The following is a 23,178-nucleotide window of genomic DNA, read 5'->3' as shown; positions in this document are numbered from 1 at the left end:
CTCGGCGTGTCGTGCGGGTTTCACCGGCTGACCGGTGAAACCCGCAGCTAGACCCGCCTCCGGAACCACACCGTCGCCAGCGGCGGCACCACGATCGTGGCGGAGGCGGGCTGGCCGGACCACTCGCCGTCGACGGCGGTGACCGAGCCGAGGTTGCCCACGCCCGATCCGGTGTAGGTCGAGGCGTCGGTGTTGAGCACCTCGTCCCACTCGCCGGCCCCGGGCAGCCCGAGCCGGTAGTTCTCGTGCGGCACCGCCGCGAAGTTCGACACGCACACCAGGTCGGCGTCGCCGCCGCGGCGGACGAACGAGAAGACGTTGCGGCCCGCGTCGTTGGCGTCGATCCACTCGAAGCCGTCGGCCTCGTGGTCGCGCGCCCAGAGCGAGGGCGTGGCGGCGTACGTCGCGTTCAGGTCGCGCACCAGCGACTGCACGCCCCGGTGCTCGGGGTGGTCGAGCAGCCACCAGTCCAGCTCCCGCGACTCGGCCCACTCCGCCTCCTGCCCGAGCTCGGCGCCCATGAACAGCAGCTGCTTGCCCGGGTGGGCCCACATGAAGCCCAGGTAGGCGCGCAGGTTGGCCAGCTGCTGCCACCGGTCGCCGGGCATCTTGCGCAGCAGCGAGCCCTTGCCGTGGACGACCTCGTCGTGGCTGATCGGGAGCACGAAGTTCTCCGACCAGGCGTAGACGAGGGAGAACGTCATCTCGCCGTGGTGGTAGGCGCGGTGCACGGGCTCGCGGGCCATGTAGCCCAGCGAGTCGTGCATCCAGCCCATGTTCCACTTGAAGCCGAAGCCGAGCCCGTCGTGCGCGGTGGCCCGGGTGACGCCGGGCCAGGAGGTCGACTCCTCGGCGATCGTGGTGATGCCGGGGACCCGCTTGTAGACGGTGGCGTTCATCTCCTGGAGGAACTGCACCGCCTCGAGGTTCTCGTGGCCGCCGTGGATGTTCGGCGTCCACTCGCCCTCCTCGCGGGCGTAGTCGAGGTAGAGCATCGACGCCACCCCGTCGACCCGCAGGCCGTCGGCGTGGAACTCCTCGAGCCAGTAGAGCGCGTTGGCGTAGAGGAAGTTGCGCACCTCGCGCCGGCCGAAGTTGAAGATGTGGGAGCCCCACTCCTTGTGCCAGCCGCGCTGCGGGTTGGGGTCCTCGTAGAGCGGCGTGCCGTCGAAGCGCGCCAGCGCCCACTCGTCGGTGGCGAAGTGGCCGGGGACCCAGTCGAGGATGACGCCCACGCCGGCCTGGTGCAGCCGGTCGACGAGGAGGCGGAAGCCGTCGGGGTCGCCGAAGCGGGCGTCGGGGGCGAAGTACGACGTGACGTGGTAGCCCCACGAGCCGCCGAACGGGTGCTGCATCACCGGCATCAGCTCGACGTGGGTGAACCCCAGGTCGGCGACGTAGCCGGGCAGGTCCTCGGCGAGCTCGGCCCACGACCAGTAGCGCCCGTCGGGGTGCTTCTTCCACGACCCGAGGTGCATCTCGTAGATGCTCATCGGGGACGCGACCGGCTGCCGTTGGGCGCGCTCGGCGAGCCAGGCGTCGTCGCCCCAGGCGTAGTCCGACTCGAAGACCTTCGAGGCGGTGTCGGCGGGCCGCTCGGCCCACTGCGCCATCGGGTCGGCCTTCTCGCGCCACTGGCCGTCGGGCCCCAAGATCGCGTACTTGTACGCCGTGCCGGCGCCGACGTCCGGCACGAAGAGCTCCCACACGCCGGACGTGCCGAGCTGGCGCATCGGGTGCTCGCGGCCGTCCCAGCTGTTGAAGTCGGCCTTGATGCGGATCGCCCGCGCCGAGGGAGCCCACACCGCGAAGGAGGTGCCGGTGACCGGACCCAGCGCCCCGGGGTAGTGGTGGACGCGAGCCCCGAGCACCGTCCACAGCTGCTCGTGGCGGCCCTCGTTGATCAGGTGCAGGTCCATCTCGCCGAGGGTCGGCAAGAACCGGTAGGGGTCGTCGACGACGTGCTCGTCGGGGCCGTAGCTGACCGCGACCCGGTAGTCGGGCACGTCCGCCAGCGGGATGAGGCCGGCCCAGATGCCCTCGTGCTCATGGGTCAGCTCGGCCTCGCCCGGCGAGCCGTCGGCGCCCTGCCAACGGACCACGACCCGCGAGGCCAGCGGCCGGAGCACCCGGACCGTGACCGCGCCGTCGTGCGGGTGCGGGCCGAGCACGCCGTGGGGGTTGCCGTGCTCGCCGTGGGCGACCTGGTGCAGCTCGGCGACCGAGACCGGGTGCAGGCTCGGCGTACGCGAGGCGGAGGCAGGCGGCCCGGACGAGTCCGGCGCGGGCGCCTCGGTGCGTGCCGCGGGCGCCTGCGGGTCGGGCGTGCCGGTGCGGGGGGTCCTCTTCGGGCTCATGCTGCTCCGATCCTCGCCACGGCCTCGAGCGGGATGCCCACCCAGGTCGGACGGTTGCGGGTCTCGTACACGGTCTCGTAGACGGCCTTGTCCGCGACGTAGGCGTCGAGCAGGATCTGCTGCTGCTCGGTGAGCTCGCCGCCGGCGTAGGCGGTGATGAAGTGGTTGCGGTTGCGGTGGGCCCACTCCTCGGCGCGGTAGGCGCGCTGGCTGGCGCCCTCGGGCTGGTCCTCGGCGAACTGCCGCTCCACGACGTGCGGGACGTAGTCGAAGGACCGCACCATCCCGGCGACGTCGCGCCACACCGAGTCGGGCCGCAGCCGCTCCGCGAGCGGCTTGGCCGGCTCGCCCTCGAAGTCGACGATCTTCCAGCCCAGGCTGGTGCGCAGCGTCTGGCCGAGGTGCAGGTCGCCGTGGATCTGCTGCACGTCGAGCGTGTCCAGCCCGCGCAGCCGGGAGTACGCCGAGCGCAGCCGCTCCGCGTGCTCGGCCAGCTCGGGGACCACCTCGAGCGCCGCGTCGAGTCTCGCGTCCATGGCCTCGGCCAGCTCCGCGAGCGCCTCCGGGCCACGGTGCTCGGTGGGGAAGTGCTCGGCCAGGGCCTCGTGGACCTCCCGCAGCGCCTCGCCGAGCCGGGCGGACTCGGCCGCGAAGTCGCCCCCGGCCTCGTGGGCGTGCAGGTCGGCCTCGGCGAACAGGTCCCGGGCGCTGGTCAGCGCCAGGTCCCAGCCGTCGCTGGCGGTGCGCAGGAACTGCTGGAGCATCGCCAGCTGGATCGTGGTGCCCGAGCGCTCCTCGGCCTCGGGGTCGGCGTCCCAGTCGACCCAGTCGAGCCAGCCGTAGAGCGCCGCCACGTGGTGGGAGCCGGCGTTGGTGAGGACCTCGTGGACGCTGATGTCCGGGTTGACCCCGGGGGTGATCTTGCGGAACACCTTCATCAGGCAGTCCTCGCCGAACGCGACCGACGAGTTGGACTGCTCGCCGGAGAACAGCGTGGAGTGGGCGGTCAGGTCCAGCTCGTGGCCCGGCAGCCGGTGGAAGCGCAGCCCGCTCTCGTCGTCGCTGAGGTTGCCCCCGGACTCGCCGGCGGCCCGGTCGAAGGCCCGCAGCCAGCTGTCCATCGCCTCCCGGTCGTGGAGGGCGTCGTAGGCGTGCACCCAGCCGTGGTCGGGCTCGTCCCACCAGCCGATGAAGGCGTGGTCGAGCCGGCTCTCCGGCTCGGTGTAGAACGACATCGGCACCTGGTAGACCTCGGTGCCGCCGGGGCCGTCGCTGTAGGCGACCTCGACGAGCTCGATCACCACCCGCGGACCGGTGCTCTCCTCGTCGCGGGGCACCTCGCCGATCCGGCGTACGGACGCGACCTCGAAGGGCCGGCCCTTGCCGCCGAACCACCGGGTGCGTTCGAGGTAGCGGACGAACACGTCGGGCTCGATGTGGGTGATCTGTCCGTCGGGGCTCACAGCAGCAGACCCTCCTCGCTGGTCTCGGGAGCGGTCAGTCGGAACCAGTAGAACCCGTAGCCCGCCAGCGTCAACAGGTAGGGGAGCTCGCCGATCTCCGGGAACGGCACGCCGCCGATCAGCTCGACCGGTCGGCGCCCCTCGAAGCGACGCAGGTCCAGCTCCACCGGCTGCGGGAACCGGGAGAGGTTGTTGACGCACAAGATGATGTCCTCGGTGCCGTCCTCCGCGGTGTACTCGCGCACGTAGGACAGCACGGTCGAGTTGGACCCGCCCAGGTCGTGGAACGACCCGAGACCGAAGGCCGGGTGGTTGCGGCGCGCGTGGATCATCCGCCGCATCCAGTGCAGCAGGGACGAGGTGTTCTCGAGCTGGGCCTCCACGTTGACCGACTGGTACCCGAACACCGGGTCCTGGATGAGCGGCAGGTCGAGCTTGCCGGGGGTCGCGGAGGAGAAGCCGGCGTTGCGGTCCGACGTCCACTGCATCGGGGTGCGGACCCCGTCGCGGTCGCCGAGCCAGATGTTGTCGCCCATCCCGATCTCGTCGCCGTAGTAGAGGACCGGCGAGCCGGGCAGCGAGAACAGCAGCGCGTTGAACAGCTCCATCTGGTTGGTGTCGTTGTCGAGCAGGGGCGCCAGCCGTCGGCGGATCCCGATGTTGGCCTTCATCCGCGGGTCCTTGGCGTACTCGCCCCACATGTAGTCGCGGTCCTCGTCGCTGACCATCTCGAGCGTCAGCTCGTCGTGGTTGCGCAAGAAGATGCCCCACTGGCATCCGTGCGGGATCGGCGGCGTCTGCTCGAGGATCTCCGAGACCGGGAACCGCGACTCGCGGCGCACGGCCATGAAGATGCGCGGCATCACCGGGAAGTGGAAGCACATGTGGCACTCGTCGCCGCCGGACTCGAAGTCGCCGAAGTAGTCGACGACGTCGGCGGGCCACTGGTTGGCCTCCGCGAGCAGCACCCGGCCCGGGTAGTGCTCGTCGACGAACGCCCGGACCTTGCGCAGGAACTCGTGGGTCTCCGGGAGGTTCTCGCCGTTGGTCCCGGGCCGCTCGTAGAGGTAGGGCACGGCATCGAGGCGGAACCCGTCCAGCCCCATGTCCAGCCAGAAGGCGAGCGCCTCGAACATCGCCTCGTGGACCTTGGGGTTGTCGAAGTTCAGGTCCGGCTGGTGGGAGAAGAACCGGTGCCAGAAGTACTGCTGACGGACCGGGTCCCAGGTCCAGTTCGACGGCTCGGTGTCGACGAAGATGATCCGGGCGTCCTCGTAGAGCTCGTCGGTGTCGGACCACACGTAGAAGTCGCCGAACGGCCCGTCCGGGTCGGATCGCGAGGCCTGGAACCACGGGTGCGCGTCACTGGTGTGGTTCATGACGAAGTCGATGATCACCCGGATGCCCCGCTCGTGCGCCTGGTCGAGGAAGTAGCGGAAGTCCTCCACGTTCCCGATCTCGGGCAGCACGCCCGTGTAGTCGGCGACGTCGTAGCCGCCGTCGCGCAGCGGGCTGGGGAAGAACGGCGGGATCCACAGGCAGTCGACGCCGAGCCACTGGAGGTAGTCGAGCTTCTCGACCAGCCCCCGGAAGTCCCCGGTCCCGTCGGAGTTGGAGTCGCGAAAGGAACGGACGAGGACCTCGTAGAAGACGGCGGACTTGAACCAGTCCGGTGTGCTGTCGGCCGCGTTCTCGGAGAGGCCGTGGGTCACCGGGGCCTCCTCACCGTGAGGATGTGCGCCGGCTCGTGGTAGGGGTCGAGGCGGACGTAGTTGTGCTGGCCCCAGGTCCAGTCCTCGCCGGTGATCTCGTCGTGCACCAGGAACGACTCGGCCGACGGCATCCCGAGCGCCTCGAGGTCGAGGTGGACCGTGGTCTCGCGAGCCGCGTGCGGGTCGACGTTCACGACGACGATGACGATGTCCTCGTGGCCGGCGTGCGCGTCCGGGCCGGTCGCGCGCTTGCTGAACACGAGGATGTTCTCGTCGTCGCTCCAGTGGACCGACACGTTGCGCAGCAGCTGCAGCGCCGGGTGCTGGCGCCGGATCTCGTTGAGGCGGGTGAGGTACGGCGCGAGCGTGCGGTTCTCGCGCTCGGCGGCGTCCCAGTCCCGGATCCGGATCTGGTACTTCTCCGAGTCGAGGTACTCCTCGCTGCCGGGCCGCACGGCCACGTGCTCGTAGAGCTCGTAGCCGGCGTAGACCCCCCAGCTGGGCGACGCCGTCGCCGCGATCGCGGCGCGGATCTTGAACGCGGCGGGCCCGCCGTACTGCAGATACGCGTGCAGGATGTCGGGGGTGTTGACGAAGAAGTTCGGCCGCATCAGGTGATCGGTCTGGTGGGACAGCTCGCGGAGATACTCCTCGAGCTCCCACTTGGCGTTGCGCCACGTGAAGTACGTGTAGGACTGGTGGAACCCGATCGCGCCGAGCCCCTGCATCATCGCCGGCCGGGTGAACGCCTCGGCCAGGAACAGCACGTCGGGGTCGGTGCGCCGGATCTCCTTGAGCAGCCACTCCCAGAACGCCACCGGCTTGGTGTGCGGGTTGTCGACCCGGAAGATCCGCACCCCGTGGGACATCCAGAGGCGGACGATCCGCAGCACCTCCTGGCAGATGCCCGTGGGGTCGTTGTCGAAGTTGATCGGGTAGATGTCCTGGTACTTCTTCGGCGGGTTCTCGGCGTACGCGATGGTGCCGTCGGCGCGGGTCGTGAACCACTCGGGGTGGGACGTCACCCAGGGGTGGTCCGGTGCCGCCTGCAGGGCGAGGTCGAGCGCGACCTCCAGCCCGAGCGCGTCGGCGCGGGCGACGAAGGCGTCGAAGTCCTCGAACGTCCCGAGGTCGGGGTGGATCGCGTCGTGGCCGCCGTCCTTGGAGCCGATCGCCCAGGGCGACCCGGTGTCGTCGGGCCCGGGATCGAGGGTGTTGTTGGGTCCCTTGCGGTTGACCTCGCCGATGGGGTGGATCGGCGGCAGGTAGATCACGTCGAAGCCCATCGCCGCGACGGCGTCGAGCCGCTTGGCGGCGGTCTGGAAGGTGCCGCTGGTGACCGTGCCGGTCTCGGGATCCTTGGTCGCGCCCTCGGACCGGGGGAAGAACTCATACCAGCTGCCGTAGAGCGCCCGCTGCCGGTCGGCGTACGCCGGGTAGGGGCCCTCGACCGTGACGAGCTCGCGGATCGGGTGGGTGGCGAGCACCCCGGTGACGTCGGGCGCCTCGAGGACCGCCAGCCGCGCGGCCGCCGGCCGCTTGCCGTCGCTCGCCGCGTCGATCGCGCCCTGCAGGACCTGGGCCGCGTCGGCGGCCGAGGGGTCGCGCGGGTCGAGCGAGGCGAGCACCTTCTCGAGCAGGATCCTGGCCTCGGTGAACATCAGGTCGACGTCGACGCCGGCCGGGACCTTGAGGGCGGCGTTGTGCTGCCAGGTCGCCAGCGGGTCGGACCAGGCGACCACCTCGAAGCTCCAGGCGCCGCCGGTGTCGGGGGTCACCCAGGCCTCGTAGCGGTCCGGGATCGTGGCGTGGGCCGTCATCCGGACCGGCGGCCGGCGGCGGCCGTCGGGGCCGGTGAGGACGACCTCGGCGCCGAGCTTGTCGTGGCCCTCCCGGAAGACGGTCGCCGTCACCGGGAACGGCTCGCCGACCGTGGCCTTCGCGGGTTGCCGGCCGAGGTCGACGAGCGGCGTGACGTTCATGACGGGGATGCGTCCGACCATGATCTCCAACCTAGCGAGGGTCCGGGCAGGTGCGGCAGGGGGCAGCTGCCGTCCTGGACGCCGTACCCCGCTCGGGCAGGTGGAAACAGGGCGGCGACCGTGGTCACCGCCCTGCCCTCTCGTTGGTCGGCGGCGTCCCTCTCGGTGGTCGAGTAGCCGTGGCGAGGGACGAGCGACGGCGTCCCGCTCGTTGGTCGAGTAGTCGTCGCGAGGGACGAGCGACGGCGTCCCTCTCGTTGGTCGAGTAGCCGTCGCGAGGGACGAGCGACGGCGTATCGAGACCTCTGAGCGGAATGGGTCTCGATACGGCGGTCGCGACCTCCTCCGTCGGTCGCGCGCCTACTCGACCTGGCTGCTGCGTCTTCGACACCCGAGCAAGCTCGGGTGTCGAAGGCAGCTCATCAGTACACCTGCAGCTCCGCGGCGTGCACGATCGTGCCGCGGTCGGACGCCGTCTTGCAGTCGGTGTCGTTGACCGGGTCGTTGTCCTGCTCCCCGGCGTACCCGGCGAAGCCGGTGCACTGGTTCTCCAGCACCACGAACCGGATGGCCGCCGCCCGGGTGGCCGGCACGTCGAACGTGCGCATGGTCAGGTTCGGGGCGACCGGGCGGGGGCGCACGGCCGGGAACGCGTCCGCGGGGGAGACGTAGAACCGCTTCCACTTCGCCTGCGCGGACCCGCAGCCGCTCACGCACGCCTCGAGGGCGAACCGGCGCAGCGCCGTGAACCGGGACCCGGAGTCGGGGTCGGGGTCCGCGGCCAGCGGGATCTCGTTGGGGTCCGGGGGAGCCGGGTTGAGCATCGCGCTCACCTGGACCCGGCGGACGGTGTGGACGCCACCGGCCAGGTCGACCGCGACGAACGGGTGCGACTCGTCGACGTTGGCCTCGGTGACCCCGCCCCACGCGGTGCGCTCGGTGCCGTCCAGGAGCGCCGCCGGATTCAAGGACCCCTCGGTCGTGCCGAGCAGCCGCGCGCCGTTCTTCTTCGCAGCGAGGTTCTGCGGCGCCCGGACGGTGACCTGCTGCGTGCCGGCCTTCACCGTCATCGTGAACCGCTTGAAGCCACCGGCCTGGGAGACGAAGAGCATCCGGTAGCGGCCGGGGACGAACCGGGCGGTGTTCTTGAGCTTGCCCGCCGCGGTGGTGTCGGCCACCGGGGTGGCCCGGGCCTCGTAGTGCCCGACGTAGAACCTGCCGGAGCGGTTGCTGCGGAACGTGACGCGCCCGTTCTCGGACTTCGGCGACGCGAAGCTCGGGGAGGTGTCGCCGGAGTCGGCGTTGGGCACCGAGGCGCCCTGACCCATCCCGCGCCGGGCGAACGCGTCCCACATCACCTTGAGGTCCTTGCCGCCGAAGCGCATCCGGTCGGCGGCGAGCATCGCGTCCCGCGCGTCGAGCATCGACGTCGCGCCCTGCTGGAGCAGGAAGGAGTCGAAGACGAGCTGGACCCAACGCCGGTTGCCGGGGCACCGGGCGGCCGGCAGCGGGCTCGCCGTCGGGGTCGCCTGGGCGCAGCGCAGCTGCAGCGCCTTGTTGCCGTAGGGGAACTTCGCGTTCCACTTCTTGACCAGGGCCTGGCGCACCTCCCACTGGGTGCCGTTCCAGATCTCGCCGTCGGCGTGCACCTCGTTGCCGGTGCTGTCGAACCCGTAGTCGGAGTAGTTGAGCGGGTTCTTGTTGATCGCGTAGTCGCGGATCGCGACCGACTTGTTCCCGGTCGCGTAGACCCCGACCGCCCACGGGTTGCCGCCGTTGGCATAGCCGTGGCTGAACATGTACTCGCCGGCGACCAGGTCGCTCCAGGACTCGCCCATCGCGCCGCCCTGCTCGGAGGTGAGGCCCTCGTCGGGGCCGCCGACCATCCGGTTGCTGATCGCGTGGGTGTACTCGTGGCCGACGATGCCCATGTCGAGGCCGCCGTCGACGCAGGGGGAGTAGAACGCCCCGGCGATCGGCTGGAAGAGGTACTGGTTGGTGATGCCGGGCACGCCGTCTTGCAGCGTGATCTGGTTGGCGTTGTCGCGGCCGAGGTACGACGGCTGTCCGCCGGTGAGCGCGCCGGCCTGGGCGTTGCCGACCTCCTGGTCGCCGGCGACGCCGCCGCGGCCGAGGTTGTCCAGCTGCATGTTGTAGTTGTCCTCGGTGAAGCCGAGGTAGTAGGAGTAGTCGTGCATCCGGTTGTGCGCGACGAACAGGTTGGTCACGGTCGCGTCGATGTCGTTGCCGCCCGGGGTCAGCTGGGCGGGGTCGCAGCCGGAGTTGTTCCAGGCGTCGGTGAACTCGCCGGTGTACTCACGGGTCGGCGAGATCGGTGCCTGCGCCGTACCTCCCGGCGTCAACGGGCTGACCCAGGCCTCGTGGGTGTTGGCGTTGTTGCCGACCGTCGTCATCGTGCCGACGCCGTTGGCGGTCGCGTCCCACGGGGCCGGGGCGGCGACGTTGCGGAACGGCCCCGTCGGCGAGGTGCAGCCGTCGCCGGCGACCCAGCAGCCGATCACGGAGTTCTTCGGCGTGGTGGTCGTCGAGTAGTCCAGCGACGGGTTGGCGGTGAAGTAGCGCCACTTCGACGGGAACCCGACCTCGCCGGTCGAGGGCCCTGCGGTGTCACTGGTCGTCACGCTGGCGACGTAGTTGCCCGGCGGCACGAACGGCACCGTCGGGTCGGCGAAGGGGCAGACCTGCATCGTGTAGATGCCGGCGGGGATCGAGTCGGCGGCGTAGGTCGCGGTCTCGGGGCTGGTGCCCAGGTCGCCGGTCACCAGGAGCTGGTGCTGGGGGTCGTAGATCTTGATCTCGATGTCGTTGAGCGTGTTGGCCGCGGCCGCCACGGCGACGATCTGCTTGGTGTTGGCGTCGGTGAGCTCGAACTCGTGCTGGGGACCGCAGTCGGTCGCGGTGACCTCGCCTTGGAACTGGAAGGCGTCGCTGCTGTTCTCGACCTGGTTCTGTCGGTGCAGGACGTCGCCGGTGACGCCGTCGACCATCAGCGTGTAGGCGAACGCCGCGCCCTTCTCGACGTCGACCACGTTGGTCTCGAACACCGGGCGCACGGTGCCGTCGGCCAGGGCGAGGGCGCGCAGCCGGACCAGCTGCTCCTGGGCGAAGCCGGGCACGGACAGGCGCGTCCAGCCGTCGGCGACGCGCGAGGTGACCCGGTCGAGGACCCCGCCGTCGAGGCTCCGGCCGACGTTGGCCGCGGCCTTCGTCCACGCCTGCAGGGGGCTCAGGGTCGCGGCCGGCGCCGACCCGTCGGCGCGGGCGAGCGAGGAGGAGACGTAGGCGATCTCGCCGCGGGCGACACCGACGGTCACCATGCTCCCGAGCGCGGGGCTGAGGTCGCCGAACCGCTGGCGGAACAGCACCGCGTGGGCGTCGCTGCGGGCCAGCCGCTGGTCGTTGACCAGCTCGAGCCCGGCGACCTGGGTCCGGGTCAAGCCGAAGACGGCCGCGTGGTCGGCGAGCCAGGCGCGGGCGGCCGCCACCGGGTCGGCGGATGTGGCCCGGGCCAGGACGCCGTCGGCCGGGAGGATCGAGGACGGCGTACCGAACCGGTTCCAGCGCACGTCGACGGCGCCGAGGCGGGCGACGGCGCTGCGCTGGGCCGCGGTGGGGAGCGCGGTGCCGCGGGCGTCGAGGTCGGTGAGGCCGGGGACCGGGTCCCCGAGGCCGCCGAGCGGAGGAGTGAGGTCGTCCGCGGCGGTGGCGGTGCGGGCCGTCGGGGCGGTGCCGGCGAGCGCCGGGAGCTGGGCGAGGCCGGGGACCAGGGTGGCGGTCAGCAGGGCCAACGCGGCGGTGCGGTAGCCGCCGCGGCGTCGAGGTGAGCGGGTCATGTCCCGGTCAACGCCGGACGCCCGGGTTCGTTATGTGAACCTGTGCCGCGAGGGCGTCGGGCGCGGCGTGATCCGCGCCGCACCGCCGGGTTCGTCCATTCCTTTGATCGTTCCAACCTCCAGGGGGTACCGTCGCCCGGTGCGTGCGATTCGTCGATTCACCGTTCGTCCCGTTCTGCCCCCGGCGCTGGCCGGGCTGGGCCGGCTCGCCGGCAACCTGAGGTGGTCCTGGGACCCCCAGTCCCAAGACGTCTTCGAGTCCGTCGACCCCGCCCTGTGGGAGTCGACCGGCCGCGATCCGGTCAAGCTGCTCGGCGCCGTCGGCCGCCGCCGGCTGGAGGAGCTGGCCGCCGACGAGGGCTTCTTGTCCCGGCTCGGAGCGGCCACCGACGAGCTGGAGCGGTACCTGACCGGGGACCGGTGGTTCCAGCGCCGTCTCGCCGCCGGCGAGCAGGGCCCGCGCGCCATCGCGTACTTCTCCCCGGAGTTCGGCATCACCGCCTCGCTGCCGCAGTACTCCGGCGGGCTCGGCATCCTCGCCGGCGACCACCTGAAGGCCGCCAGCGACCTCGGCGTCCCGATCATCGGCGTCGGCCTGCTCTACCGGCACGGCTACTTCAAGCAGTCGCTCTCCCGCGAGGGCTGGCAGCAGGAGTCCTACCCGGTCCTCGACCCCGACGGCCTGCCGATCTCCCTGCTGCGCGAGGAGAACGGCGCCCGGGCGATGATCAGCGTCGCGCTGCCCGACGGACCCGAGCTCCTGGCGCGGATCTGGGTCGCGAGCGTCGGCCGGGTCCCGCTGCTGATGCTCGACACCGACGTCGAGGGCAACCCCGAGCACTACCGCGACGTGACCGACCGACTGTACGGCGGCAACAGCGAGCACCGCCTGCGCCAGGAGCTGCTGCTGGGCGTCGGCGGCGTGCGTGCGCTGCGGGTGTTCTGCCGCATCACCGGGCACCCCGCACCCGAGGTGTTCCACACCAACGAGGGTCACGCGGGCTTCCTCGGGCTCGAGCGGATCCGCGAGCTCACGGTGGCCGAGGGCGGCCCCCGCCTCGACTTCGACACCGCGCTGGAGGTCAGCCGCGCCTCGACGGTGTTCACCACCCACACCCCGGTGCCCGCGGGCATCGACCGGTTCCCGCTGACGCTCGTGGAGCAGTACTTCAGCGAGGGCGGCCCGACGCCCGGCGTACCCGTCGAGCGGGTGCTGGCGCTGGGCAGCGAGGACTACGAGGGCGGCGACCCGGCCGTGTTCAACATGGCGGTGATGGGCTTCCGGCTCGCGCAGCGCGCCAACGGCGTCTCCCAGCTGCACGGCCAGGTCAGCCGGGGCATGTTCAACGGCCTGTGGCCGGCGTTCGACGAGGCCGAGGTGCCGATCGGCTCGATCACCAACGGCGTGCACGCCCCCACGTGGGTGGCCCGCGAGGTCATCGAGCTGGCCGTCGCCCAGGGGGCGGACCCCGAGTCCGACGACACCAGCGGCTTCTGGGCCGCGGCCGACAAGGTCCCCGGCGCCGAGATCTGGGCCGTCAAGCGCACGCTCCGCGAGCGGCTCGTGGTCGACGCCCGCAAGCGGCTGCGGCGCTCGTGGGAGAAGCGCGGCGCGGCGAAGGCCGAGCTGAGCTGGATCGACAACGCCCTGGACCCCGAGGTGCTCACGATCGGGTTCGCGCGGCGCGCCGCGTCGTACAAGCGACTCACGCTGATGATGCGCGACCCCGAGCGGCTCAAGTCGCTGCTGCTGCACCCCGAGCGGCCGATCCAGCTGGTGATCGCCGGCAAGGCCCACCCGGCCGACGATGGCGGCAAGAAGCTCATCCAGGACATCGTCAAGCTCTCCGACGACCCCGAGATCCGGCACCGGATCGTGTTCCTCCCCAACTACGACATCGCGATGGCGCAGCCGCTCTACCCCGGCTGCGACGTCTGGCTGAACAACCCGCTGCGGCCCTACGAGGCGTGCGGCACCTCCGGGATGAAGGCCGCGCTCAACGGCGGCCTGAACCTCTCGGTGCTCGACGGCTGGTGGGACGAGTGGTACGACGGCGACAACGGCTGGGCGATCCCGACGGCCGACGGCGTGGAGGACATCGACCACCGCGACGACCTCGAGGCCGCGGCGCTGTACGACCTGATCGAGAACGACGTCGCGCCGCGGTTCTACGACCTGGACGCCGAGGGCGTGCCGACGCGCTGGCTGGAGATGACCCGGCACACGCTGAAGTCGCTCGGCCCGAAGGTGCTCGCCACCCGGATGGTGCGCGACTACGTCCGCCAGCTCTACACGCCGGCCTCCGTGACCGCCCACCGGCTCAACTCCGACTTCCACGGCGCCGCCGAGCTGGCGGCCTGGAAGAAGAAGGTCAAGGCCGAGTGGCCCGCCGTCCGGGTCGACCACGTCGAGAGCAGCGGGGTCGGCGACGCCCCCGAGGTCGGCGACGGGATGAGCGTGCGGGCGTTCGTGGCCCTCGGCTCGCTGTCACCCGACGACGTGGACGTCGAGCTCGTGCACGGCAAGACGAACGGCGAGGACGTGCTGGTCGAGACGGTCGTCGACTCGCTGCACGTCGCGGAGTCCTACGAGGGCGGCCGGCACCGCTTCGACGGCGACGTGGTCCTCGACCACTCGGGGTCGTTCGGCTACACGGTGCGGATCACCCCGCGCAACGACCTGCTGACCTCCCGCGCGGAGCTGGGCCTGGTCGCCCTGCCGTAACGCCTCGATGCCGACTCGGCGTTCCTGAGGCGTGCCCGCAGCCGGCGCACCTACCGCAACCACAACGTCGGAGCATCGGACCAAGAGCGATTCCGCGGCCCGCGCGGCGACGAAGTCGACGCGCGAGCCGCGGCTAGGTCTCGCGGAAGACCACGACGGTGCGGCGGCCGATGTCGAGCTCGTCGCCGGCCTTGACCGGGGTGCCGACCGGGTGCGCGGCGTCGGTGGAGAGCACGACCTCGCCGGTCTGCACCCAGTCGTTCTCGGGCAGCCGGATGGTCTGGGGGAGCCAGTCGGAGTTGAACCAGAGCACGAAGGTCTTGTCGACCTGCTGCTCGCCGTGCGGCCCCGGCGCCCGCAGGGGTGCCGCCGAGACGAACATGCCGATCGCGCGCAGCGTCGGGTCGTACCAGTCGTCGCCGGTCATCTCCCGCCCCGAGGGGTGCAGCCACGCCAGGTCCTTGGGCCCGCCGAGGATCGTCGGCCGGCCCTCGAACCAGTGCCGCTGGCGCAGCGCCGGGTGCTCGCGGCGCAGCCGCAACGCGGCCTTGGTGATCTCGTAGACGTCGAGCCACGCGTCGTCGGGACGCCAGTCGATCCAGGACGTTTCGTTGTCTTGCGAGTAGGGGTTGTTGTTGCCGCGCTGGGTCCGCCCGCGCTCGTCGCCGGCGGTGATCATCGGGACCCCGTTGGACAGGCACAGCGTCGCCATCATGTTCGCCGCCTGCCGGCGCCGCACCCGCACCAGGGCCGGGTCGTCGCTCTCGCCCTCGACCCCGTGGTTCCAGGAGCGGTTGTTGTCGGTGCCGTCGCGGTTGTCCTCGCCGTTGGCCTCGTTGCGCTTGTGCTCGTAGGTGACCAGGTCGCGCAGCGTGAACCCGTCGTGGGCGGTGACGAAGTTGATCGAGGCGTACGGCGAGCGCCCGTCGTCGAGGTAGAGGTCCGAGGAGCCGGCCAGCCGGGTCGCCACACCGCGGATGTCGGAGTTGTGGTTGCGCCAGAAGTCGCGGATCTCGTCGCGGTAGCGGTCGTTCCACTCCACCCACGGCGGCGGGAACTCGCCGACGCGGTAGCCCTCCATCGAGGCGTCCCACGGCTCGGCGATCAGCTTCACGTGCCGGAGCACCGGGTCCTGGCCGATCGCGGTGAGCAGGGGACTGCGCATGTCGATGCGGTGGTGGACCCGGGTCAGCGCGGACATCAGGTCGAACCGGAACCCGTCGACGTGCATCTCGGTGACCCAGTAGCGCAGCGAGTCCAGGATCAGCCGCAGCGCGAACGGGTTGGAGGCGTCGACGGTGTTGCCGCAGGCGGTCACGTCCCAGTAGGTGTCGTCGAACTCGCCGTCGTGGGGCTCGCCGACCCGGCAGTAGAAGCCACGGTCGTCCAGCCCGCGGAACGACAGCGTCGGGCCGCTGGGGCCCGCCTCGGCGGTGTGGTTGTAGACCACGTCGAGGATCACCTCGATGCCGGCCGCGTGGAACGCCTTGACCATGGCCTTGAACTCGGTGACCTGCTGACCGCGGTCGCCGGAGGCGGAGTAGGCGGTGTGCGGCGCGACGAAGCCGATGGAGTTGTAGCCCCAGTAGTTCACCAGGCCGCGCTCCAGCACCGCTGTCTCGGACACGAACTGGTGGACCGGCAGCAGCTCGACCGCGGTGATGCCGAGGTCCGTGAGGTAGTCCACCACCGCGGGCGTCGCGAGCCCGGCGTACGTGCCGCGCAGCTCCTCGGGGACCCGGTCGTGCAGCGCGGTCATCCCCTTGACGTGCATCTCGTAGATCGCCGAGTCCCGCCAACGGTGCCGTGGTGGGGCGTCGTCGCCCCAGTCGAAGCCGTCGTCGGCGACCACGACCCCCATCGGGACGTACGGCGCGGAGTCGGTGCGGCTGCGCACGGAGGGGTCGCCCGCGACGTACCCGAAGATCGCGGGGTCGGGCGTCAGCGTGCCGGACACCGCCCGGGCGAACGGGTCGAGGAGCAGCTTGTCGGGGTTGAACCGGAAGCCCTGCTCGGGGTCCCAGGGGCCGCTGACCCGGTAGCCGTAGCGGGTGCCCGGCGCGACGCCCGGGACGGCTCCGTGCCAGATGCCGAGCTCCTGCTCGGTGAGCCGGTGCCGCTGCTCGCCGCCGTCGTCGTCGAACAGGCACACCCAGGCTGCGGTGGCACGAGGAGCGTGCACGGCGAAGTTCGTGGCCTCCGGTGACCAGGTGGACCCCAGTGGCCAGCTGCGGCCGGGCCACACCGGGGCCTGCTGGCCGCGGTTGCGCCACAGTCCGGGAGTCACCGGGCCCATTGTTCCTGATGATCCGCGATGACGGCACAATGCCGGGTCAGATGCCGCGGACGACGCGGATCGGGCGCCCGACGGAGGCGCCGACCCGGCGAGCACCAGGAGAGGCAGGTCACGAGATGGGCGAGTTCGTGCGACTGGAGGTGGCCGACGGGGTCGGCACGATCCGGCTGGACCGGCCGAAGATGAACGCGCTCAACGTGCAGGTGCAGGAGGAGATCCGGGCGGCGGCGGTCGAGGCCACCGAGCGCGACGACGTCAAGGCGGTCGTCGTGTACGGCGGTGAGCGGGTCTTCGCCGCAGGGGCGGACATCAAGGAGATGGCCGACATGTCCTACACCGACATGGTCAAGCGGTCCGGCCCCCTGCAGTCCGCGCTGAGCGCGGTGGCGCGGATCCCGAAGCCGGTCGTCGCCGCGATCACCGGCTACGCACTCGGCGGGGGCTGCGAGCTGGCGCTGTGCGCGGACGTCCGGTTCGCCGCCGACGACGCCGTGCTGGGTCAGCCCGAGATCCTCCTCGGGATCATCCCGGGCGCCGGCGGCACCCAGCGGCTCACCCGGCTGGTCGGCCCGAGCAAGGCCAAGGACATCGTGTTCACCGGCCGGTTCGTCCAGGCCGACGAGGCACTCGCGATCGGGCTGGTGGACCGGCTCTTCCCCGCCGAGTCCGTCTACGACGAGGCGCTCGCCTGGGCGCGCCGGTTCGCCGGGGCGGCGTCGTACGCGCTGCGGGCCGCGAAGGAGAGCATCGACCGCGGCCTCGAGGTGGACCTCGAGACCGGTCTGGAGATCGAGCGCCAGCAGTTCGCGGCGCTGTTCGCGACCGAGGACCGCACGATCGGTATGCGATCCTTCGTCGAGAACGGTCCGGGCAAGGCGCAGTTCGAGGGCAGGTGAGCAGCGGGTGGCCGAACGCAAGGCGCTGACGGCGCGGCGGGGCTCCCGGCTGCGCGGGCGGGCCGCCCAGGCGGTGTGGCTGGCGGCGGTGCTGTGCGCGCTCGTGCTCGCCGTCGGGGCGCTGCTGATCGCGCTCGACGCCAACCGCGACAACGCGCTGGTCAAGCTCGTGCTCGACGTCGCCGACGTCCTCGACCTCGGGGTGTTCTCGCGCGGCAACGGCATCTTCACCTTCGACGGCGCCGACGCGGCGACCAAGAACGCCTTGGCCAACTGGGGTCTCGGCGCGGTCGCCTACCTCGTCGTGGGCCGTCTCCTCGAGCGGGTGGTCCGTCCCTGACGCCCGCCCGCGTGCCGCCCAGCACCCGACCGTGACAGTGCCGCTGTGACATAGCCAACCCCCCGATGAGTTTCGAGGGCCGGTACGCGGCGGTAGCCTCACGACCACCATCCGACTGCACAGGAGGGGCCGAACCGGCCACACACCATGAACATTGTCGTCTGTGTGAAGTACGTCCCCGACTCCACTGCCGACCGGCAGTTCGAGTCGGACAACACCGTGGACCGCGTCGGCGTCGACGGGCTCCTCTCGGAGCTCGACGAGTACGCCGTGGAGCAGGCTCTGCAGCTGAAGGAGAAGGCCGGCGACGACACCACGGTGACCGCGCTGTGCGTGGGTCCCGAGAAGGCTGTCGATGCCGTGCGCAAGGCGCTCCAGATGGGTGCCGACCAGGGCGTCCACGTGGTGGACGACGCGATCGCCGGCTCCGACGCCGCCGCCACCTCGCTGGTGCTGGCAAAGGCCATCGAGAAGGCCGGCTCCGAGACCAAGGTCGACCTCGTCATCTGCGGCATGGCCTCCACCGACGCCGTGATGAGCGTCGTCCCGGCGATGCTCGCCGAGCGGCTCGACCTGCCGCAGGTCACGCTCGCCTCGGTGATCGAGACGCAGGGCGACCAGGTGCGCGTCAAGCGCGACGGGGACACCGCGACCGAGGTGATCGGCGCGACGATGCCGCTCGTCCTCTCGGTCACCGACCAGTCCGGCGAGGCGCGCTACCCGTCGTTCAAGGGCATCATGGCCGCGAAGAAGAAGCCCGTGGAGACCTGGTCGCTCGGCGACCTCGGGGTCGACGCCGGCCAGGTCGGCCTGTCGGTGGCGTGGACCACGGTCGAGGAGACCACCGCCCGCCCGCCGCGCACCGCCGGCGAGATCGTCAAGGACGAGGACGGGTCCGGCGCCTCGGCGCTGGCCGGCTTCCTCGCCTCGAAGAAGTTCATCTGAGGAGCTGACCGATGTCTGAAGTTCTCGTTCTCATCGACCACGTCGACGGAGCGGTGCGCAAGCCGACGTACGAGCTCCTGACGATCGCCAAGCGGCTCGGCGAGCCCTCCGCGGTGTTCATCGGCAGCGGTGCCCAGGGCGCCGAGGTGGCCGAGAAGGTCAAGGCGTACGGAGCCGAGAAGGTCTACGTCGTCGACGACGCGCAGATCAAGGGCTACCTGGTCGCCCCGAAGGCCGAGGCGCTGCAGCAGCTGGCGGAGAAGGCCTCGCCCGCGGCGATCCTGATCCCGTCCACCTCCGAGGGCAAGGAGATCGCCGGCCGGCTCTCGGTCAAGCTCGGCGCGGGCCTGATCACCGACGCCGTCGACGTCGAGGCCGACGGCACGACCACGCAGTCGGTGTTCGCCGGCAACTACACGGTCAAGGCCAAGGTCACCGAGGGCACCCCGATCATCACGGTCAAGCCCAACTCCGCCGCCGCCGAGCAGTCCGCGGGTGCGGGCACCGTCGAGGAGTTCGCCGCGACGATCTCCGACTCGGCCAAGAAGGCGCAGATCGTCGCGTCCCAGCCGCGCAAGGCGACCGGGCGGCCCGAGCTCACCGAGGCCGCGATCGTGGTCGCCGGTGGCCGCGGCACCGGCGGCAGCTTCGACGCGATCGAGGGCCTCGCGGACGCGCTCGGTGGCGCCGTCGGCGCCTCGCGCGCGGCCGTCGACTCCGGCTGGATCCCGCACACCTTCCAGATCGGTCAGACCGGCAAGACGGTGTCGCCGCAGCTCTACATCGCGGCTGGCATCTCCGGTGCCATCCAGCACCGGGCCGGCATGCAGACGTCCAAGACCATCGTCGCGGTCAACAAGGACGAGGAGGCGCCGATCTTCGAGCTCGTCGACTTCGGCGTCGTGGGCGACCTGCACACGGTCCTCCCGGCGCTGAGCGACGAGGTCACCCAGCGCAAGGGCTGAGCGTCCCCTGAGCGAACCGCTGAACGAATCCCCGGAGCTCGCCTCCCTGCAGCCGCTCGAGGGCGGCTGGTCGGGGGAGACGTTCCTGGCCGAGGCCGGCGGAGACCGCACCGTGGTGCGGATCTTCGCCGGCCTTCGGCATCTCCCGGAGGCGGCACAGATCCAGGCCGCCCTGCTGCGGCTCGTCGACGGGTTGCTGCCGGTCCCCAGGGTCCTCGAGCTCCGGCGCGCCGACCCCGTCGCCGACATGCCGGCGCTGCTGGTCACCTCGTTCCTCCCCGGGACCCGAGGCGACCTCCTGCTGCCCACGCTCGACCGGGCCGGTCTGGCGCGCCTGGGCGCGGCGTGCGGTCGGATCGCCGGCACGCTCGGTGGCATGCCGATGCTGCGCCGGGGGACCTTCGTCGACGGCGACCTGCGGATCGAGCCGTTCGAGCTGGACCTCCCGGCGTACGTCGACGGGCTGGGACTGGACCTCCCGGGGCTCGCCGAGGTCGCCGAGGCCGCCCAGGCCCTCCTCGACGAGGAGCCGCGCACCTGCCTCGTGCACAGCGACCTCAACCCCAAGAACCTCCTGGTCGACCCCGACACGGTGGCCATCACCGGGGTGCTCGACTGGGAGTTCGCGCACGCCGGCCACCCGTTCACCGACCTGGGCAACCTGCTGCGCTTCGAGCGGGACCCGGCCTACGTCGAGGCCGTGCTCGCGGCGTACGCCGAGCTCCGCGGCACCCCGCCCGCACGCGCGCTCGACCTTGCCCGGGCCGCCGACCTGGTGGCGCTCGCCGAGCTCGCCTCCCGCGAGGGCGCGAACCCGGTCGCCACCCGTGCCGCCGCGCTGTTGCGGGCCATCGCCCGCACCGGCGACCTGCACGCCACCGACTGAACCGACGTCGACTCGCCGCTCCCGACTCAACGGGGCGGGGAGTGGGTAGTGGGGAGGGGTGAGTGCGACGGAGGTGCCCCAGCCGGCGCTGGCGACGCTGAGCCACGAGCGGTTCTGGGCCGAGGGGTGGATCTACGAGCGCAAGCTCGACGGCCAGCGCTGCCTGGCGGTCCGCGACGCCCGCGGGACCCGGCTGTACTCCCGCAGTGGGCGCGACGTGACGGTCGCGTTCCCCGAGATCGCCGAGGCGCTCGAGCAGCAGGCGGCCACCGACTTCGTCGTCGACGGGGAGGTGGTGGCTTTTGAGGGCCGGCGCACCAGCTTCGCCCGGCTGCAGCCGCGGATCCACGTCGGCAGTGCCGCCAAGGCACGCCGCAGCGGGGTCGCGGTGTACTTCTACGCCTTCGACGTGCTGCGCGTCGACGGTGCGGACGTGCGCCGTGAGCCGCTGCTGGAACGCAAGCGCCGGCTGCGCGGGCTGCTCGGCTTCGCGGGGCCGGTGCGCTACACGCCGCACCGGGTCCGCGCGGGGGAGGGGTACTTCGCGGAGGCCTGCCGGAGGGGCTGGGAGGGCCTGATCGCCAAGCGTGCGGACGCGGCGTACGCCACCGGCCGGACGGACACCTGGTTGAAGTTCAAGTGCGAGTCGGGCCAGGAGCTGGCGGTCGTGGGCTGGACCGACCCCGAGGGCTCGCGGGTGGCGCTCGGTGCGCTGCTGCTCGGCTACCACCGCGGGACGGACCTGGTGTACGCCGGCAAGGTCGGCACCGGCTTCTCCCAGAAGGTGCTGCGCGACCTGCATGCGCGGCTCGTCCCTCTCGAACGGGACACCTCGCCGTGCACGGCAGGGCCATTGCCCCGCGCCGGCGTGCACTGGGCCGAGCCCGAGCTCGTCGCCGAGGTGGCGTTCACGGAGTGGACCACGGCCGGGCAGCTGCGCCATCCCCGCTACCTGGGCCTGCGTGCCGACAAGTCCGCGAAGGACGTGGTCCGGGAGTGAGCGGCGCCGCGGGCGTCGTGGCGGGCGTCGAGATCACCAAGCCGGACAAGGTGCTGTTCCCCGACGGCCCGGGCGGGCGACCGGTCACCAAGCTCGGCCTCGCGACCTACTACGCCGACGTCGCCGAGGTGATGCTCCCGCACCTGCGCGGCCGGCCGGTGAACATGCAGCGCTTCCCCGACGGCATCGGTGGCCCGTCGTTCTTCGAGAAGAGGGTGCCCGGGCACTTCCCCGACTGGGTGCACACCGTCGAGGTCGACACCGCCGACGGACCGCAGCGCCAGGTGGTCATGGACGACGCCCGGAGCCTGGTCTACCTCGCCCAGCAGGCGTGCATCACGCCGCACACCTGGCTCTCGACCGCGGCCGACCTCGACCACCCCGACCAGCTGGTCTTCGACCTCGATCCCTCCGACGAGGACCTGGTCAAGGTACGCCGCGCGACCCGGCTGGTCCGTGAGCTCCTCGACGACCTCGGGCTCACCTGCTACCTCAAGACGACGGGCTCCCGCGGCTATCACGTGATGGTGCCGCTGCGGCCAGGGGAGGACTTCGACGCGGTCCGCGGCTTCGCCCGCGCGGTCGCCGAGCGTCTGGTCGAGCGCGCCCCGGACCTGCTGACGCTCGCGGCGCGCAAGGCCGACCGCGGCGACCGGGTGCTCGTCGACATCATGCGCAACGGCTACGGCCAGACCGCGGTGCCGGCGTACGCCGTGCGGGCGCGTGCCGGAGCCCCGGTCTCGACCCCGCTGGAGTGGGACGAGCTGTCCCGGGTGCGGCCGGATCGGTTCACGATCGCGTCGGTGCGCCGGCGGCTGGCCCGTCGCGCCGACCCGTGGGCGGACGTGCGCCGGCGCGCCCAGGGGCTGGCGAAGGCGCGTCGTCGACTCGGCGGCTAGCGGCCACCGGCCCCCCGGGACCTGTCAGCCGAAACCCGCACGACACGCCGATGCCCCTCGGCGTGTCGTGCGGGTTTCACCGGGCAGCCGGGGAAACCCGCCGGCGTGTCGGCCACGATCAGCCCTGCCCGCCGTACCCACCCTCGTCGATGACGCCGATCTGCGGCACCTTCACGGTCCGGTGGCCGGGGCGGCCGCCGAGCACGATGCGGCGCAGCGTGACGTTGTTGTCGGTGCTCGCCTCGACCAGGTTGTTCTCGGGGTTGGCGATCACCGCGATGTAGTAGGTGCCGTTCGCGAGCCCGCGGATGTCGAAGGACTGCCCGGCGCGGTACTGGGTGTAGGTGTCGCCCCAGCCGGCCGCGAGCACCTCGCGGATCGAGAGCGAGGAGTAGTCACCGCACGACGTCGACAGGTCGGTGTTCTCGGGCGTCCAGTCGGCGTCGGGCACGGTGAGGTCCACGGCGTCGGTGTTGGCCAGGCAGAACGCCTCCTTCTTGGACCGCTCGGTCTCCTTCTTGTCCGCGTCGAGCAGCGAGTAGCGCGCGAAGTCCTCGAAGTGCCAGTGCTGGTGGGAGGGCTTGGCGTCCCAGTGCAGATGGCCGACCGGTTGGTAGCCGGTCTGCTCCCCGGCGGCGTCGAAGAAGTACTGGTAGGCGTCCATCTCGTCCTCACCGTCGCGGCGGAAGCCGTCGACGACGAGCGGGCTGTCACCGGCGTTCCACACGGTCGCCGAGAACCGCAGGTAGTTGGTGTTCTTCGACAGCTCGATGCCCCACGCGGGCAGGGAGCGCAGGTCCGGCACGGGGCCACCCGCGTCGGCCCGGCCCTGCGGGCCGCTGGGCCGGTGCGCCGCCG

15 protein-coding genes are annotated in these 23,178 nt (G+C 71.5%); 8 read left to right on the top strand and 7 right to left on the bottom strand.

From position 1 onward, the window contains the following. Positions 1 to 47: 47 nt before the first annotated feature. The 5 genes from glgB to VGD85_RS00450 all read right to left on the bottom strand — a co-directional run bounded on the left by glgB (position 48) and on the right by VGD85_RS00450 (position 11,368). Positions 48 to 2,357, bottom strand: coding sequence for a 1,4-alpha-glucan branching protein GlgB (gene glgB / locus VGD85_RS00470; protein ID WP_331061480.1), 2,310 nt, complete (start codon positions 2,355 to 2,357; stop codon positions 48 to 50). Beyond that, positions 2,354 to 3,820, bottom strand: a complete 1,467-nt coding sequence (locus VGD85_RS00465; protein ID WP_331061479.1) for a maltokinase N-terminal cap-like domain-containing protein — start codon at positions 3,818 to 3,820, stop codon at positions 2,354 to 2,356. The genes glgB and VGD85_RS00465 overlap by 4 nt, the downstream gene beginning before the upstream one ends. After that, entirely contained in the window at positions 3,817 to 5,532 is a 1,716-nt protein-coding gene (gene treS, locus VGD85_RS00460; RefSeq protein ID WP_331061478.1) for a maltose alpha-D-glucosyltransferase, read from the bottom strand. Before treS ends, VGD85_RS00465 begins: the two co-directional genes overlap by 4 nt. After that, complete coding sequence (locus tag VGD85_RS00455) at positions 5,529 to 7,535, bottom strand: alpha-1,4-glucan--maltose-1-phosphate maltosyltransferase (protein WP_331061477.1); 2,007 nt, start codon at positions 7,533 to 7,535, stop codon at positions 5,529 to 5,531. The genes treS and VGD85_RS00455 overlap by 4 nt, the downstream gene beginning before the upstream one ends. 401 nt (positions 7,536 to 7,936) lie before the next feature. Continuing rightward, a complete protein-coding gene (locus tag VGD85_RS00450) occupies positions 7,937 to 11,368 on the bottom strand; it encodes a M36 family metallopeptidase (RefSeq protein ID WP_331061476.1) in 3,432 nt (1,143 codons plus the stop codon). A gap of 139 nt (positions 11,369 to 11,507) precedes the next feature. Here VGD85_RS00450 and glgP point away from each other — a divergent pair, with 139 nt between their 5' ends. Next, positions 11,508 to 14,093, top strand: coding sequence for an alpha-glucan family phosphorylase (glgP, locus tag VGD85_RS00445; protein WP_331061475.1), 2,586 nt, complete (start codon positions 11,508 to 11,510; stop codon positions 14,091 to 14,093). Positions 14,094 to 14,226: 133 nt separating this feature from the next. Here the strand turns inward: glgP and glgX are convergent, their stop codons facing one another. After that, positions 14,227 to 16,389: a glycogen debranching protein GlgX gene (gene glgX, locus VGD85_RS00440; RefSeq protein ID WP_331061474.1), complete on the bottom strand. Its 2,163-nt coding sequence runs from the start codon at positions 16,387 to 16,389 to the stop codon at positions 14,227 to 14,229. Between the two features lie 116 nt (positions 16,390 to 16,505). On the opposite strand from glgX, the gene VGD85_RS00435 reads away from it, so the two are divergent. The 7 genes from VGD85_RS00435 to ligD (VGD85_RS00405) all read left to right on the top strand — a co-directional run bounded on the left by VGD85_RS00435 (position 16,506) and on the right by ligD (VGD85_RS00405) (position 22,320). Then, the gene (locus VGD85_RS00435; protein WP_331061473.1) at positions 16,506 to 17,285 is read left to right on the top strand and encodes an enoyl-CoA hydratase/isomerase family protein; all 780 of its coding nucleotides are present in this window, start codon (positions 16,506 to 16,508) and stop codon (positions 17,283 to 17,285) included. A 7-nt stretch (positions 17,286 to 17,292) separates the two neighbouring features. Further along, complete coding sequence (locus tag VGD85_RS00430; protein WP_331061472.1) at positions 17,293 to 17,625, top strand: hypothetical protein; 333 nt, start codon at positions 17,293 to 17,295, stop codon at positions 17,623 to 17,625. A gap of 147 nt (positions 17,626 to 17,772) precedes the next feature. Beyond that, complete coding sequence (locus VGD85_RS00425; protein ID WP_331061471.1) at positions 17,773 to 18,570, top strand: electron transfer flavoprotein subunit beta/FixA family protein; 798 nt, start codon at positions 17,773 to 17,775, stop codon at positions 18,568 to 18,570. An 11-nt stretch (positions 18,571 to 18,581) separates the two neighbouring features. Further along, on the top strand, positions 18,582 to 19,535 hold the full coding sequence (locus VGD85_RS00420) for an electron transfer flavoprotein subunit alpha/FixB family protein (protein WP_331061470.1): 954 nt from the start codon (positions 18,582 to 18,584) through the stop codon (positions 19,533 to 19,535). A gap of 7 nt (positions 19,536 to 19,542) precedes the next feature. Beyond that, the gene (locus VGD85_RS00415; protein ID WP_331061481.1) at positions 19,543 to 20,421 is read left to right on the top strand and encodes an aminoglycoside phosphotransferase family protein; all 879 of its coding nucleotides are present in this window, start codon (positions 19,543 to 19,545) and stop codon (positions 20,419 to 20,421) included. 58 nt (positions 20,422 to 20,479) lie between these two features. Beyond that, the gene (gene ligD, locus VGD85_RS00410; protein WP_331061469.1) at positions 20,480 to 21,421 is read left to right on the top strand and encodes a non-homologous end-joining DNA ligase; all 942 of its coding nucleotides are present in this window, start codon (positions 20,480 to 20,482) and stop codon (positions 21,419 to 21,421) included. Then, positions 21,418 to 22,320, top strand: coding sequence for a non-homologous end-joining DNA ligase (ligD, locus tag VGD85_RS00405; RefSeq protein WP_331061468.1), 903 nt, complete (start codon positions 21,418 to 21,420; stop codon positions 22,318 to 22,320). The genes ligD (VGD85_RS00410) and ligD (VGD85_RS00405) overlap by 4 nt, the downstream gene beginning before the upstream one ends. A 118-nt stretch (positions 22,321 to 22,438) precedes the next feature. Here ligD (VGD85_RS00405) and VGD85_RS00400 read toward each other — a convergent pair. After that, positions 22,439 to 23,178: lysyl oxidase family protein (locus tag VGD85_RS00400; RefSeq protein ID WP_331061467.1), on the bottom strand; the 740-nt coding region annotated here is incomplete at its 5' end.

The organism is Nocardioides sp., assembly GCF_036401255.1.
Classification (GTDB): Bacteria; Actinomycetota; Actinomycetes; order Propionibacteriales; family Nocardioidaceae; genus Nocardioides.
The sequence above is the reverse complement of the archived record's forward strand: the minus strand, read 5'-3'. Positions and strand labels throughout refer to the sequence as shown.